Source organism: Gammaproteobacteria bacterium (genome assembly GCA_029884425.1).
In the GTDB taxonomy this organism is placed as follows: Bacteria; Pseudomonadota; Gammaproteobacteria; order S012-40; family S012-40; genus JAOUHV01.
Genome location: JAOUHV010000009.1, coordinates 1 through 13,864, shown reverse-complemented (window position 1 = coordinate 13,864; position 13,864 = coordinate 1). Strand labels below are relative to the sequence as shown.

Below are 13,864 nucleotides of genomic sequence, written 5' to 3'. Positions count from 1 at the left end.
CTGCATGATGGATTCTCTTCTTTGTTGTCCGCTGGATGGACAACCTCTTGTTTTGCAAAACAACCAGTGGTGTTGTCCGCAGGGACATAGTTTTGATGTGGCCCGGCAGGGTTATGTGCATTTGCTGCCGGTTCAGGAAAAACGCAGCCTGGATCCCGGTGACAGTAAGGAAATGGTGGCTGCCCGGCGGGCGTTTTTAGATGCGGGCTTTTACCAACCCCTGGCGCAAAAAATCACCGAAATGGTTGTGCCGTGTTTGTCGACAGGGTCGCGCTTGCTGGATGCAGGGTGTGGTGAGGGTTACTACCTCGATTTTGTTGCAAAGCACACAGGCTTTGATCTGGTCTGTGTGGGCAATGATATTTCCAAACATGCCATCATCAAAGCATGTCAACGCAATCGATCACCGTTATGGTTGGTCGCCAGTAATCGAAAACTGCCGCTGCAGCCGGCATCCATGGATATGGTGATGTGTCTTTTTGGTTTTCCGGTGTATGCGGAGTTTTTGCGATTGCTTCGCCAGGATGGATGCTTGCTGATGGTTGATCCTGCTGAAAATCATTTGGCGGAGTTACGTCAGATCATTTATCCCGAAGTGAAGTTAAAGCAGGATAAGTTGGTGGATGCGGCAACGCAGGTGGGATTTTGCTTGGTGGATGATCAGCAGCTGACATACGTGATTGATAGTTTGTCGCAGGAGCAACTCTATGCACTGCTGTTAATGACGCCACATTTTTTTAAAATTACTGAAGATCGCCGGCAACAGGCATTGCAATCGCAGAATCTGAGTTTGACGGTAGATGTGCGATTCCGGCTGTTCAGGAAATAGGTTTTTGTTGCGACGATTGTGCGTGCCTGTTTAGAAGTGAGCTGCTTTTAGTGGGGAGTCTTATCCAGAAGCAGCTGCCTTTGCCTAAGGTGCTTTCAAAACCGATTCTACCACTCATTTTTTCGATGAGCTGTTTGCTCAGCATTAATCCAAGACCATTGCCTTCGATGCCGGAATATTCAGCCCCCGCGCGCTGGAATGGTTGGAATATTTTGTTTTGCATCTCGTTGGGAATGCCCATGCCGTTATCACGAACGCTGATTTCTACGGTGTCATCGTTGAGTAGGCGTTCGGAAACCCATATTTTGCCACCTTCGTTATTGAATTTTGTAGCGTTGCTGAGCAGGTTGACCAAAACTTGTACGACGCGCTGTTTGTCGACCAGGAAATAAAAGTCGTCGACTTGTGGTTGGTAAATTAATTCCAGCTTTTTATTCTTGATAACATTTTCAGTTAAGTTGATGGCTGATCTTATTAGTTGATGAAGCTTCTCGGGCTGTTCGTTGAGCAAAAAACGGTTTTGCTCTATGCGCGAAATATCTAAAACTTCATTGATTAAACCGAGCAGGTGCTGTCCTGCATTGCTAATGTCGCCAATGTATTCTTGCTGTTGGTTGGTCAGGTTGTCGTCAAATTGCAGCAGTTGCGATAAGCCAATGACGGCGTTAAGTGGCGTTCTCAGTTCATGACTCATGCGGGATAAAAACTCAGACTTGGCATTGTTGGCTTGCTGCTCGCGTTGTACAGCCATTTTGAAAGCTTGCTCTGCCTGGATTCGTGTGGTGATGTCCATGGCGAAGGCCGATGCGCCCAGTGGGTTGCCCTGATTGTCCGATAGTCGAGTGACAAACCATTCGCAATAGATGACGCGCTTGTCTTTGGTGATGTGCGAGATAATAACTTGCTTGTTATTTTCAGAGATTAATTCGCTAAACAGGTGTGGAGTGTTTTTACTTTCATCGAGCAGTATCTTGATGCCGCAGGTGCCGACGACTTCGTCGCTGGTATAGCCAAAGATGTGTTCTGCGGCAGGATTCCAACTGGAAATTTTTTGTTCGCTATCCCATTCAATGGTGGCAAGTGGTGTTGATTGGATGTGTAAGTCGAGTTTTTGTCGAGATTCATTTAACTCCTGGCGTTCTTGTTTTTTGACGGTAATGTCGCGAGCCAAAACCAAAACGACATCGCCTTCGCGAGGATCGTCGTAGTGGGTAACGCAGGCGTCGACGGTGAGTATTTTATTATCCAGACACGTATATTGTGATTCGTAAGTGACTGGTTCATTATCGCTGAGCAACCACAGCAAACGGTGGTAAATGTCACTGGCATCGCCAGCTATATCGGTGATGGTTTTTTTTAGCAACTCGGTTTTTGACGGGTAGCCCAATAAGTTGACGGCACGATGATTGGCGTCAATGATCCGGCCGTCAGGCGCATGTACCAGCAGCATGTCACCGGCACTATCGATAATATTCCGAAATCGCTCTTTGCTTCGCAATAATAGTTCGCTGTCGATTTTTGATTTTTGCAAATGGCGGTAGAGAAGAACATTGTTGTTGTAGTTACGTATTGCAATGAAGGTAGTGATGGGCAGCAGCGCGGCAAAATATGCGATAGCTAAGGCATCGATGCTATTTGGATGCAGATATAGCTGAATCATGATAGCAATGGAAATGGGAGTGCTGAAAACGATCACGGGCCAGGGTTTGTAGCTGAGTGTTGTGGCGGCGACAGCTTGTAATCCGGCAATGAGGAAGATAATCAGCTCGCGAACTTCGGCGGCATTCGTGTAGGTCCAACTGATGGCCAGGCACCAAAGCACTGAACTGGTTGCGGTAATGGCCATGTGCGAAGCGCACCATTGATTTTCGGTGAATTGTTGATTTTTGTTACGGAACAGTGAGCGATAGCTCAGTGCAATAATGGTCACAATCCCTTGTGCTATCATCCAGAGATGGACATGAGCATTGCCAAAATACGCGTGAATACTGGCGTACAGAAACAAACTGGCAAGCAGGCTGGCGACCATGGTTGTGCCAATGGCGCGAAACAGTTGTTCCAACTGGTAGTGATTGGTTTGCAGTTGCCGCTGCTGAATTGTTGATGTTGGCTCCATCATGAGAGTTCGACATTCCCGTTGTCATTGTGCTGATTACTAGAAGCAGGCAGTAAGTCTTAGCGGAAAAACGTCAAATAAATTAACTGATTTTTGATTGTTTGCTGAAAATTCCAGCAAAAATACTAGATTAGGTGTGGGATTTTAGCCAGTAAATGTCGTTATCCAGGATTTCGATGCTGACTGAGGACAGTCGCTGGTTGGCACAGGGGCCGCGCAGACAGTAGCCATCGTGTACCCGAAAAAGGGCGCCATGGACAGCGCATTGAATATATTGATTGTCGATGTCCAGAAACTGGTGATCTTGCCAGTTCAGGGTGGCACCGGTGTGAGGGCATTGGTTGAGGTAGGCGAAGTATTGGCCATCGCGGCGAACGATGAACAGTTGCTGCAAAGGCTCTCCTTCGGGGGAGAAGCCTTTGCTTTGGTTTTCGTCAATGTCGGAAAGGGCGCATAGCCGGATTTTGGGCATCAGACAGCGACAGAATCCAGCTGGTTTTGTTCGAAATGATGCTCAATGGCGTTGCGCAGCGTAACCAGTTGCCGATGGAAAAAGTGTCCGGTACCCTCCACCAGGCGCAGACTGGGGGCGGGGTGGAGGTCTTCCAGCCAATCAAGCACTTCCTCGCAGGGGACGATGTCGTCGTCCTTGCCCTGGATTAACAGCCAAGGGCAGGTCGGCGTGCGGATCGCGTGCGGATCGAAGAAGTTGATCGCGGGTGCAATGGTGATCAGTTGCGCAGGTTTGGCCTGGTGTGCGGCTCGCAGTGCGATATAGGCACCGAAAGAAAATCCGGCCAGCCAAAGGTCGCGGCCTGGATAAAGCCGCTTGGCCTCGGCGATGACGGCCAGCAGGTCCTGCAGTTCGCCCTCGCCATTGGCGTAATTGCCCTGGCTTTCACCAACACCACGAAAATTAAAACGCAGCGCCGGTATGCCCAGGCTGTTCAGGGTGCGGGCAAGGGTATAGGTGACTTTGTTGTGCAGACTGCCATCGTACAGTGGGTGTGGGTGGCAGATGACGGCAATGGCATTGAAACGGCTGCTTTCGGTGGCGCGGTTGAGAAGAGCCTCAATCCGGCCGACAGGGCCGTTGATGAAAAACTGGTAGCTAGCTTGATCCTTGGGCGTGGCATCGTCCAGCGCGGTAGAGTTTAGGTCCATAAACTTAGATCCCCTATTGTGGTCCACATCCTAGCGTCCGCGAAGCGGGCGCATACTAATCCAACGAAAGGACTGAGTCAAAGGGCCATTTTGGCCTATGGTGGAATTGCTAGCATGTGGGTACATCAGTAATCAGTTGCCTCTGGTTATTGAATCGAAGCTGAAGCTAATGCCAGATTTGGGCCGTATTTTCGCTGCCAAATATGACAGCATCCTTAAAGACCACAAAAAAATATAACGCATTGATGTTTAGTCTAATTATTGACCGATTAGGAGGTCTGGAGGGTGGATAATCGATCGGATCGTGATCGCACAGTACTGAGGATTATCCTCATTGAAGGCTTGGCCAACTTGCTGGTGCTGGTGATCAAAGTGGTGGTCGGTGTATGGACGGGTTCCATGGCGGTGCTGGCAGATGCACTGCATTCTCTGACCGATCTAGCGAACAATATCGTTGCCTGGGTGGTGATTGGTATTTCCAGTCGCCCTGCAGATCGCGAGCACCCCTATGGGCACCGGAAGTTTGAAAATCTGGCGGTGTTTGTCCTGGGCTCCATTCTGGTGGTGCTGGCGTTTGAGCTGGTGGTGCACGCGTTTACCGCGGAACCCAAACCGGTGGACACGAACCCCTGGGCGATGGGCCTGATGGCCTTGGTGTTGGTGAGCAATGTGACGATTTCCTGGTGGGAGCGTCGCTGGGCAAAACGATTGAATTCTGACATTTTATTGGCGGACGCCAGTCATACTTTCAGCGATGTGTTGATCACCTTGGGCGTTATTATCGGTTGGCAAATGGCGGCGATGGGCTATCTCTGGGTGGATAAAGTTGTGACTCTGCTGGTGGCGGCGATGGTGCTGGTGTTGGCCTACGGATTGTTCAAGCGGGCAGTGCCGGTATTGGTGGATGAAATTGCGGTGGAGCCGGAACCGCTGATTCGTGCCGTCAGTGAGGTGGAGGGCGTGTGGCAGGTGACCAAGCTGCGTTCTCGCTGGATCGGCGCACACCGGGCGGTGGACATGGTGATCGAAGTGGCGCCCGATCTAACGACTGAGCAGGCGCACGTAATTTCTGATGTGGTGGAACAGTTGCTGGAAGAGCGGTTCCAGGTTCACGATATCTCGATTCACATTGAGCCGGGTGTGGCCAGCTCGCCCGTCTAAGGCGCCGAGTTGGCAAATGCGCCGAACTCGGTCGCGGTGCCTTCTGCTGCAGGCGTATTTTCCTGAGATGGCGTTGTTTCGTCTGCGGGCGAGATCACTGCTGTTGAGGCGGGTTGGATTGTTGTTTGCTGGGCGATGAGCGTCTCCAGTTTGCTCTCGGCGTTTATGGCGCGTTTCTGAGTGGTTTCAAGTCGCTCACGCAGTTCGGCGAGTTTGGTGGTGTACAGCGATTCCTTGGCCAGCAATTCACTGCGTTCGCGTTTCAGGTTGCGGATTTCCTCAAGCAGCGCCGGTTCGTTGTTGATTTCTGCCTGGCGGGCCACGGCATCGCTCAGAATTTCTGCCATTTGCTCATTGTTGCTGCGCTCCTCGATAATCGAGGCGACTGCTTTGCTCAAAATTTCTGACTGAACTTCCAGCGGTTGGGAGCGTGGATCGTCTATTCCCAAGCGGCGGGCAATGCGATACAGACGGAACTCTTCATCCAACACGATTTGTTCCAGCGACTGCCGAGATTTATGGTTTAGCGCGGCCACTTCGCCCAAAATGCTCAGGGCGCGTTTGGCGGCGAACAATGCTTCGGCGGCCACTTTTTTGACGCTGGCGCGATCATGGGCGTTGGCGTTAATAAATTCCTCGGCGCGAGTGAACACAGCCATGGCGTCGCGATAGGTGATGGGGGTCAAGTCCGCGCCACCGTTGTTGGACACGCGCATGAGCATTTCTTCCGCCTCGTGCAGTGCTTCGTGACGAATGGCGCGTACTTCCAGTTCCTGCATGTCCTGAAGCAACTGAGGGCGCAGTTCTTCGGCGCGAGATTTTTTGCCATTCTCAATGTCGCGAATGATTTGGCTCATGCGATCCACCAGGCTGGAGTATTCGCTGGCGTAGGTGTCGCGGGTGTTGAGATTATCCAGACTTTGCTTAATCGCAATTTCTTCTTCCAACAGGTCCTTAACCTGTTTGGCAACGCGCTGACCATTGCGCAGCACGGCCTCGGCAGTCGCCACTTTCAGGGCAATTTGCGAATCGGAGGCATTCACGGCAGCTTTGCTGCGCGCATCATCCAGCGAGCGGCTGACCAGCTCAAAGTGGCTGGGGGCGAAAAAATTCAAATCCTGGCTGACGCGTAGTTTGGCGAGCGATTCTTCCAGCTCGGCAATGGCTGCGTTGCCGGTCATGTTCTGATAATGGCTGATATCTTCCTGGGTGGGCTGAATATCCTGCAGGCGCGGACTGGCGCAGCCGGCGATTACCAATGCCAGCGAGACGGCGACACACAAGCGCGTTAGGTGGAATGACGAAATCATAGATTCCCTGTTAATTATAATTTTTGTGCGAGAAGTATAGGCAAATCCTGCCTATAGGGTAATCACATTGCACAGTAAAGTGAAGTCATTGCGAACTCTAGGAGAGGATGCCCGCCAGGGTGAGCAGTGCCGTGGCCATTAACCAAAGGACGGCGGAGCGTCTGATCAGCGCCAGCGCAGCACCGATATTTTCTGGCTGGTATTCGTCCAGGCTTTCTGCATCTTTGCCCAGGGCTCCCAGCCCGGCGCAGATAATGATTTGGTCGTGACTATTTTTCCATTGCGAGCAGGTGCGTGCATTGATCACGCGGCACTGCGCCAGGCTGTGGGAAAAATTACCTGCCAGACCGTAGCTTAATGCGAGCAAGTGAGTAGGGGCCCACTTCATGAAGAAGTGAACTTTTTCAGCGGTTACGACAAAAGCCTCATCCTCTTCACGATGAGGATGGTGCTCGGCCCAGTGCGCCAGATGGCTGGACAGGCGGTACATCAATGCGCCGACCGGGCCGGCGACAATGAACCAAAACAAGGTGCCAAACAAACGGTCGTTGGCGGCAACCAGCAAAGCCTCCACGCTGCTGCGCATGATGTGGCGGCTTTCGTCTTCGGTCAGCGGGCGGTCGAATAGCTCCTGGGCGTGGTGGTAGGCTGCCTGCGTGTCCCCGGCTTCGAAGGCGCGGGAAAAGGTTTTGGCGTCATCGTAAAAGGTTTTAGGGCCCAACGAATAAACTAGCGCAATTCCTGCTGCAACAAACCAGAGTAGCGGCGACAGTTTGTATAGTGCATGGAATAGCAGCGCAGAAATCAGGGCAATGATCAGCAGCAGCGCCACCACCGCAGCGCCGCTGTTCAGTGCGGGCCACTTTTTGAAGGTTTTTAACGTGACTTGGGTACCGGTCGCAAACCAGTCAAAACGGCGATAGAGTTTCAGTTCGCCTAAAAATCGCTCGGTGATCAAGCCCAAAATTATGATCAACAGGGACATCAAAATTGCCTAGGTCATTGGTTTGTAAGAGCATACCCCGAAGCGGTGCAAATGCCAAAGGGATAGTCCGATAGACGGGCCACCATCCTTTGGGGTATCCTATGCCGCTTTCCGGGGATGTCATCGCCATCCTATCGGAACAATGCTCCGCCGAATTAACCGTGAAGTGTTCAATCGCTGTTTTTTTCGCCCGGTTCATGGTCGTAAACCGCCAGGTTTATGGCAGAAATCGCTGAGATATCAGCGTCGGAACCTCGGTTCTGGAAAATCAGGCGCCCGTAGCTCAGCTGGATAGAGCGTTGCCCTCCGGAGGCAAAGGTCGGACGTTCGAATCGTCTCGGGCGCGCCATTATTGGTCGATTTCAGTTGGGTTGGCTTCCTTGCTGGCCTGGAATCGCTTCATAAATCACCTTCGATAGCACCGCAAACGCAGCCTCTTCAAATGCCTTGTCATCCATGTAGCGGGTTACGATCTTGTCGTTCTCATGCATGCGCTGGATCATGATGTCCTCAAGCATCTTGCGCAGTCCCAGTTGGAACTTGTCGAACGGGTTGGCCTGCCGAAGTTGAACCACCTGCGGTGAGTGTGCTGCTTTCTCTTTTATCTGCTCGAAGAACAGACGATCTTCATCGGTGAAGTTGGTGCCAAAGCGTTCGTTCAATACCTTGATGATCTCCGAGAGTGGAGCTGTCTCATCTTTTGCTCGACCGGTACCGACATCAGTGGGGCTCTTTACTCCATACTCCCCTTCGCCGTCCTTGAGGTTGATTGCACCGGAGAATACGCGCTGCAAACGGTAGTATTGCAAATCCACCTCTTCATTCAGTTTTACCACTGTCGTGTCGCGATCAAGTGGCAGGTGTGGTAGCAGCAAACGACCATAGCTGAACAGCATCTCCAGGTCGGCATCACCAAAGGGAATGATCTGGCTCAGGAAGGAGTAAACCCGCACATAGCCGCTCAGTTTGTCGCGGAACTCACTGCGCTTCTCCTCATCCTCAATTGCCTTGAAGCGATCAATGGCCGGTTGTAGCTGGCGATTGATATGCGCATGGTCCGCCGGATTCTGGTTAGCAGGCAACTTGTAAAAGAAGCGTGAGAAGGCTTCCACCTCGCTCCAGTGATAGACCTGCGCCTTGTCCAGTTCATGCTTTAACTGCTCCAGCTGTGATGGATCGGAACTCTCCTGCAAACTGGTGGCATCGTAATAGGGCTTGAAGGCCGAATAGATCTCTTCTGCGCCATTGACGAAATCGAGTACAAACGGCGTCTGCTTGCCGGGAATCATGCGATTGAGGCGCGATAACGTCTGCACCGCCTGCACCCCGTCCAGTCGTTTGTCCACATACATCGACATCAGCAGTGGTTGATCGAATCCGGTCTGATACTTATTGGCTACCAGCAATACCTGATAATCGGGTGAGGCAAAGCGCTCCGGCAACTGTTTCTCACTGATTGGTTTGCCAGTCACCACATCGGTATTCATACCCGGTTCGGTAAACTCCTCTCCGGTCTCCGGGTCTTTCACCGTGCCACTAAAGGCCACCAGCGGCCGAACATCGGTATAACCCCGTTCAGCGATGTAACGCTCAAACGCCTGCATATACTTCACCGCGTGCAGGCGTGAACCGGTGACCACCATCGCCTTGGCTTGCCCGCCCAGATGCTGGCGCACGTTGTTGCGAAAGTGTTCGACGATCACCTCGATCTTCTGGCTGATATTGGTAGGGTGCATCACCAGAAACTTGGCCAGCGCCCGTGCCGCCTTCTTCTTCGGCAGATCCGGGTCATCCTCTGCCGCCTTTACCAGGCGGAAGTAGGTGTCATAGGTGGTGTAGTTTTGCAGCACATCGAGAATGAAGCGCTCCTCAATCGCCTGGCGCATGCTGTAAAGGTGGATCGGCTCTGGTTTGCCCGTTGGTCCGACACGACCAAACAGCTCCAGTGTCTTGCCCTTGGGCGTGGCGGTAAAGGCGAAAAAGCTCATGTTGGGCTGACGACCCCGTGAGGCCATCACCCGGTTGAGTCCATCCTCCCAGTCCTCTTCCTCGTCTGCCGGTGCCGCATTGGCCCCCAGAATCGCCTTCAGCTCGCGGGCCGTCTCGCCGCTTTGCGACGAATGCGCCTCATCCACAATCACCGCATAGCGGCGCTTGCCGATCTCATCCTCCCACGCCTTGGCCTGGGCGCGGCTCTGGGCATCGGCCTCATCCGGGTTCTCCGCCCCGGCGCTGCGCAGCAGGCCGCGCAACACAAAGGGAAACTTCTGCAAAGTGGTGATCACAATGCGCGTGCCGTCGATCAGCGCCTCGGCCAACTGTTTCGCATCCTGATCGATCGCCTTCACCACCCCCTGGGCATGCTCGATCTGGTAGATGGCATCCTGTAGCTGGCGGTCCAGCACCTGCCGGTCGGTAATCACCACCACGCAATCGAAGATCTTGTGATCGCGGTCATCGTGCAGGCTTGCCAGCCGGTGTGATAGCCAGGAGATGGAGTTGGTCTTGCCACTGCCCGCCGAGTGTTGAATCAGATAGTTATTGCCCGTGCCTTCAGTCTTGGCGGTGCGAATCAGCTTACGGGTGGCATCCAGCTGGTGATAGCGGGGAAAGATCATCGCCTCCTTGGTCACCAAACGGCTGCCGCGCCCTGATCCCTGGGGGCCATCCTCCACCTTCTCCTCCTTGCGCTGGATGAAGATGAAATGGCCAAGAATGTCGAGAAAACTCTCCCGCTCCAGCACCTCCTCCCAGAAGTAACCGGTGCGGTGGCCTGATGGATGGGCCGGGTTACCGGCACCGCACTGCACCTCGCCGGGGTGGCTGCCGCGATTAAAGGGCAAAAAGAAGGTCTTGCCACCCTGCAGGCGGGTGGTCATGTGAATTTCGTTGGGATCCGCCGCAAAATGCACCAGCGCCCGCTGTTTGAACTCGAACAGCGGTGCACCGGGAATGCGATCCTGCTGATACTGCTGCACCGCATGGCGCCAGCTCTGGCCGGTCCAGGGGTTCTTCAGCTCACAGGTGGCTACCGGCAGGCCATTCAGGGCAAACACCAGATCCACCGTTGAGTGGTCACCGGGGTGGCAAGGCACCTGCCGCGTCACGGTAAGCTGGTTCTGCCCGTACTGGGTCAGAATCTCCTCATTCAGACCGTGGGCCGGTTTGAAATAGGCCAGGCGAAAGCCCTTGCCGTAAAACTTAAAGCCGTGGCGCAGCACATGCAGCGAACCCTTGATGCGCAGCTCCTTCACCAGTGTCTCGATCAACATCGGCTGTAGTTGCGCACCATGCTGGGTGAGCATGTTTTGCCACAGCTCGGGCTGCGTAGCCTCGATAAACCCAAGGATCTGTTGCGGGAACAGCGCGCGATCCTTGTCCCAGCCACTGACTGAGCCCTGTTGCCAACCCTTGGTCAGTAAGGTTTGCTCTACGTAGGCCTCAAATGCTTTTTCGTTGGTTTGAGACATTCCTTCCCCCCCTAACTCGCCTGATAACTTAGCTCGAACAGATGGCGAGCCCGTTCAACATCCTCTTTGCTGCGCAGTGTGACTTCAAGGTCACCGGTACCAAAATGGCCGATATTGCTTACGTCACGTGTAAAGCCATCAATAATGTAATCTGGCGTAGTTGGGCACTTCAAATAAACAACCACACACATTGCCTGCACACGCACCTCCACGCAGGCAAAGTTTTTGATCCGTTTGTAGGCGACATAGAACTTCAGTACCTTTTTTTCCACATCGTCACCCAACGACAACAGCAGATCCTCGACATCCTGGTACAGCGATTTCACCTGCTCAGGCGCGCGTTCCAGATATTGGGAAACGGTGGTGTATACCTGTTTGGATTTGGCACCAGTATGGCTATGGCTGGAAGGTGCTGCCACTGACTCGACTGTAACCGAATTCACCCGCTCCAGAATCAGAAAACCATCCGGGTAGTGACGATAGCGAATCAGTTCGATGTTGCGATTCATCTGCAACACAGCATGCTCATCGTAGCGGGTAAAATCACCGGCAATACACAACAGCCGTGGCCCGCCCCACTCAATCTCATCGGCGGCCTCTTTGCCCAACTGCTCCAATACCAGCAGTTTGAATTCCGCCTGATGATCCATCAGCCAGTCGAGATAAAACAGCCCCTGATTAATCACATTCTCATTGGTGTTGCGCTTGTATTCGATGATCACAGGACAGCCGTTTTCATCAATGCCCAGCGTATCGATGCGCCCCTTGTGTTTGGCGCCGGTGGAGTACTCCGAGGCGAGAAAGCGCACCCCAAGTAGCGCCTCCAAATTCTTTTCCATCAGCGATTGGAGCGAACGCTCTAGCGCCATGGACTGACTTGGCAGCTCCACTACGCCTTTGGCATCGGTACGAAACAGTTTTATGTCGCTCATGTTATTCCTTTAAGCCATGCCATTGGTTTCATAGACCCGGTATTTGAGCCATTTGGCAATGCCGTCCAGGTCGGGGAAGAGTTGCTTGTCGAACACACCATACTGATCCAGGCGACGGCGGATGTCATCATGGGCCTGATGGCTGATCACTATTTCCAGTACATCCCGCTCCTCCAGTGGCGACATGGGCTGCTGGCAGGCCAGCAGTACGCCATCCTGTGCACGAATGCGCGGGGAGACATGGGGCGGGTCATAAATTACGTTGCTGGTGATACCGAACGGAGAGAGCTCAATATCCGGCTCATGGTTGTCACTCTCATTTGTAGCATCCACGGCTGGCGTGTCGGCTTCGCTGAAATGGGTGTCATCGGCGTCATCATCCAGCCCGAACACATCATAGCCATCCGTATCGTATGCGCTGCTCAATGTTGCTGATTGATCACGGCTACTGTTTGCAGCAGGTGTGGCTTGGCTTTTTGGTGCAGCCTTGCGCTTTTTCTCCTCCCGATAGTCGCGCACCAACTCGCTGTATCGGGTGGGCTCGCTGATCAGCACGTATACGGCACTGTCGTGATGACTGCCGTCCTTGTTTTTCTTGGTTTCGCGGGTAGCAAAGTAGAGCGCCACCAGCGGGTTGGTGGTCCAGTCCATAAAGCGGGTTGGCAACCCATGGTGCTGGGCGATGGCCAGCGCCTCCCACTCATTGCGCGGCAGGTGGTTCACATAGGTCAGCAGGTGGTTGCTGAAGGTCTCCAACACCTCCTGCTCCAGACGGTCACGTTCAGCCGGTGGCAGTTGAGCAAGATTGTCGTAGCGTCCTACCGAAGGCTTCAGGGTGTGGCCATCCCGCGCCTGTTTGGATTGGCCGCGAAAATAGCGGCGTACCTTCTTGCCCTCCTTCTCGGCCGGGCCTAGCTCATCACGCACAATGCGCAGGTAATCTTCAAAACTGTTGATGGTGAACTCGTTCATGCTGCCACACCCCGCACATCAATCTTGCCCGTCACCGCGGCGGTGATCAATGCCGTGCGGTACTCCTGCAAGCGCTGGATCGCAGCCTCCACCTTCGCTAGCAGGCGGTCGATCTTTTGGGTTTCGCGGTCGAGGTAGGTGGCGATGGCGGTTTGTTCTTTGAAAGAGGGCACAGACAAGTAACTGTCTGAAAGATATTCCATCTCGATAGATTCAACAGTAGTTCCAGATTTGCACCACTGTTCGAGCAGTACCTTTTGATTACCTTCAATGAGCCATCTGAGATATTCGGGTTCCAAATAGCTATTTAATTTGAACACGCGCATATCCTGATTTAGTGCCACAGGAACATCGTTAATGGCAACTGGCAATGTATGACGAAGGATTCCTGAACGAACAACAATCATGACATGGCCAGGAGCGATAAGACCGCTTGCACATTGAGCAAGTCCTTCGGAGGTAAGACAGTCTTGAGTCGCAGTGATTCTTCCGGTTTTCATATCCTTAGGTGAAACCCAAGGTATGTCCCCATCATCCCAAAATTGAGCTTCATTAGTTGAAGGCGTAGAACCGCCTTTAAGTCGAGCAAAATGACGAACCTTCTTAACCTCCCACCCCTCCGGCACTTCCCCCAACCACTCCACCCCGGAGTCTTTGAAGCATGTGTGGGGTGGCAGGCCGAATTCGTGGGCGACGTCGGCGGGCAGGCCGCGGGTGACGGTGCGGGAGATGAGCGCGCTGCGCTGCTCCTTGAGCAGTTCGATCAGGCGCTGCTTTTTCGCCAGCAGCGTGTCGATGTGTAGTGGTCAACTAATTCCGGACAGTCGTTTAAGTTTTTCTTCTTTCGCCGCAGGCGAAAGGCCATCATTAGCCGCATGAGGACGCCGCTGGTTATAGTGCGCCATCAGGTACCAACCAATATCCA

The 13,864-nt window shown here is 53.2% G+C and carries 12 protein-coding genes and 1 tRNA gene; 4 read left to right on the top strand and 9 right to left on the bottom strand.

All coding sequences use genetic code 11. The annotated features are described in order from the left end of the window. Positions 1–4: 4 nt before the first annotated feature. Positions 5–829, top strand: coding sequence for a methyltransferase domain-containing protein (locus OEW58_04050; protein MDH5300513.1), 825 nt, complete (start codon positions 5–7; stop codon positions 827–829). Here the strand turns inward: OEW58_04050 and OEW58_04045 are convergent. The 3 genes from OEW58_04045 to OEW58_04035 all read right to left on the bottom strand — a co-directional run bounded on the left by OEW58_04045 (position 819) and on the right by OEW58_04035 (position 4,109). Further along, entirely contained in the window at positions 819–2,948 is a 2,130-nt protein-coding gene (locus tag OEW58_04045; protein MDH5300512.1) for a PAS domain S-box protein, read from the bottom strand. The genes OEW58_04050 and OEW58_04045 overlap by 11 nt on opposite strands. A 127-nt stretch (positions 2,949–3,075) precedes the next feature. Further along, on the bottom strand, positions 3,076–3,417 hold the full coding sequence (locus OEW58_04040; protein ID MDH5300511.1) for a Rieske (2Fe-2S) protein: 342 nt from the start codon (positions 3,415–3,417) through the stop codon (positions 3,076–3,078). Next, positions 3,417–4,109: an alpha/beta hydrolase gene (locus OEW58_04035; GenBank protein MDH5300510.1), complete on the bottom strand. Its 693-nt coding sequence runs from the start codon at positions 4,107–4,109 to the stop codon at positions 3,417–3,419. The genes OEW58_04040 and OEW58_04035 overlap by 1 nt, the downstream gene beginning before the upstream one ends. 285 nt (positions 4,110–4,394) lie before the next feature. Between OEW58_04035 and OEW58_04030 the strand changes: the two genes are divergently transcribed. Continuing rightward, positions 4,395–5,270 carry a cation diffusion facilitator family transporter gene (locus OEW58_04030; protein MDH5300509.1) on the top strand — a complete coding sequence of 292 codons (876 nt, stop codon included), beginning with the start codon at positions 4,395–4,397 and terminating at the stop codon, positions 5,268–5,270. Here OEW58_04030 and OEW58_04025 read toward each other — a convergent pair. Together OEW58_04025 and ampE are read right to left on the bottom strand one after the other, a co-directional pair. Next, positions 5,267–6,580, bottom strand: a complete 1,314-nt coding sequence (locus OEW58_04025) for a hypothetical protein (GenBank protein ID MDH5300508.1) — start codon at positions 6,578–6,580, stop codon at positions 5,267–5,269. The genes OEW58_04030 and OEW58_04025 overlap by 4 nt on opposite strands. A gap of 97 nt (positions 6,581–6,677) precedes the next feature. Then, positions 6,678–7,565 (bottom strand): regulatory signaling modulator protein AmpE, encoded by an 888-nt coding sequence (gene ampE / locus OEW58_04020; protein MDH5300507.1) that lies wholly within the window; start codon positions 7,563–7,565, stop codon positions 6,678–6,680. Positions 7,566–7,837: 272 nt separating this feature from the next. Between ampE and OEW58_04015 the strand changes: the two genes are divergently transcribed. Next, positions 7,838–7,914 (top strand) — tRNA-Arg (locus OEW58_04015). A gap of 13 nt (positions 7,915–7,927) precedes the next feature. Here OEW58_04015 and OEW58_04010 read toward each other — a convergent pair. Genes OEW58_04010 through OEW58_03995 form a run of 4 tightly spaced genes read right to left on the bottom strand, consistent with a single transcriptional unit; the run spans position 7,928 to position 13,583 of the window. After that, the gene (locus OEW58_04010) at positions 7,928–11,035 is read right to left on the bottom strand and encodes a DEAD/DEAH box helicase family protein (GenBank protein MDH5300506.1); all 3,108 of its coding nucleotides are present in this window, start codon (positions 11,033–11,035) and stop codon (positions 7,928–7,930) included. An 11-nt stretch (positions 11,036–11,046) separates the two neighbouring features. Further along, positions 11,047–11,967 carry a DUF5655 domain-containing protein gene (locus OEW58_04005; GenBank protein ID MDH5300505.1) on the bottom strand — a complete coding sequence of 307 codons (921 nt, stop codon included), beginning with the start codon at positions 11,965–11,967 and terminating at the stop codon, positions 11,047–11,049. Positions 11,968–11,976: 9 nt separating this feature from the next. After that, a complete protein-coding gene (locus OEW58_04000; protein MDH5300504.1) occupies positions 11,977–12,939 on the bottom strand; it encodes an FRG domain-containing protein in 963 nt (320 codons plus the stop codon). After that, complete coding sequence (locus OEW58_03995) at positions 12,936–13,583, bottom strand: restriction endonuclease subunit S (GenBank protein MDH5300503.1); 648 nt, start codon at positions 13,581–13,583, stop codon at positions 12,936–12,938. The genes OEW58_04000 and OEW58_03995 overlap by 4 nt, the downstream gene beginning before the upstream one ends. Before the next feature lie 21 nt (positions 13,584–13,604). Between OEW58_03995 and OEW58_03990 the strand changes: the two genes are divergently transcribed. Next, positions 13,605–13,742: a hypothetical protein gene (locus OEW58_03990; protein ID MDH5300502.1), complete on the top strand. Its 138-nt coding sequence runs from the start codon at positions 13,605–13,607 to the stop codon at positions 13,740–13,742. Positions 13,743–13,864: the final 122 nt, after the last annotated feature.

Coding starts and splice junctions, on each gene's coding strand:
- OEW58_04050 (MDH5300513.1), top strand. CDS start 5: ATGATGGATTCTCTTCTTTGTTGTCCGCTGGATGGACAACCTCTTGTT.
- OEW58_04045 (MDH5300512.1), bottom strand. CDS start 2,948: ATGATGGAGCCAACATCAACAATTCAGCAGCGGCAACTGCAAACCAAT.
- OEW58_04040 (MDH5300511.1), bottom strand. CDS start 3,417: ATGCCCAAAATCCGGCTATGCGCCCTTTCCGACATTGACGAAAACCAA.
- OEW58_04035 (MDH5300510.1), bottom strand. CDS start 4,109: ATGGACCTAAACTCTACCGCGCTGGACGATGCCACGCCCAAGGATCAA.
- OEW58_04025 (MDH5300508.1), bottom strand. CDS start 6,580: ATGATTTCGTCATTCCACCTAACGCGCTTGTGTGTCGCCGTCTCGCTG.
- ampE (MDH5300507.1), bottom strand. CDS start 7,565: ATGTCCCTGTTGATCATAATTTTGGGCTTGATCACCGAGCGATTTTTA.
- OEW58_04010 (MDH5300506.1), bottom strand. CDS start 11,035: ATGTCTCAAACCAACGAAAAAGCATTTGAGGCCTACGTAGAGCAAACC.
- OEW58_04005 (MDH5300505.1), bottom strand. CDS start 11,967: ATGAGCGACATAAAACTGTTTCGTACCGATGCCAAAGGCGTAGTGGAG.
- OEW58_04000 (MDH5300504.1), bottom strand. CDS start 12,939: ATGAACGAGTTCACCATCAACAGTTTTGAAGATTACCTGCGCATTGTG.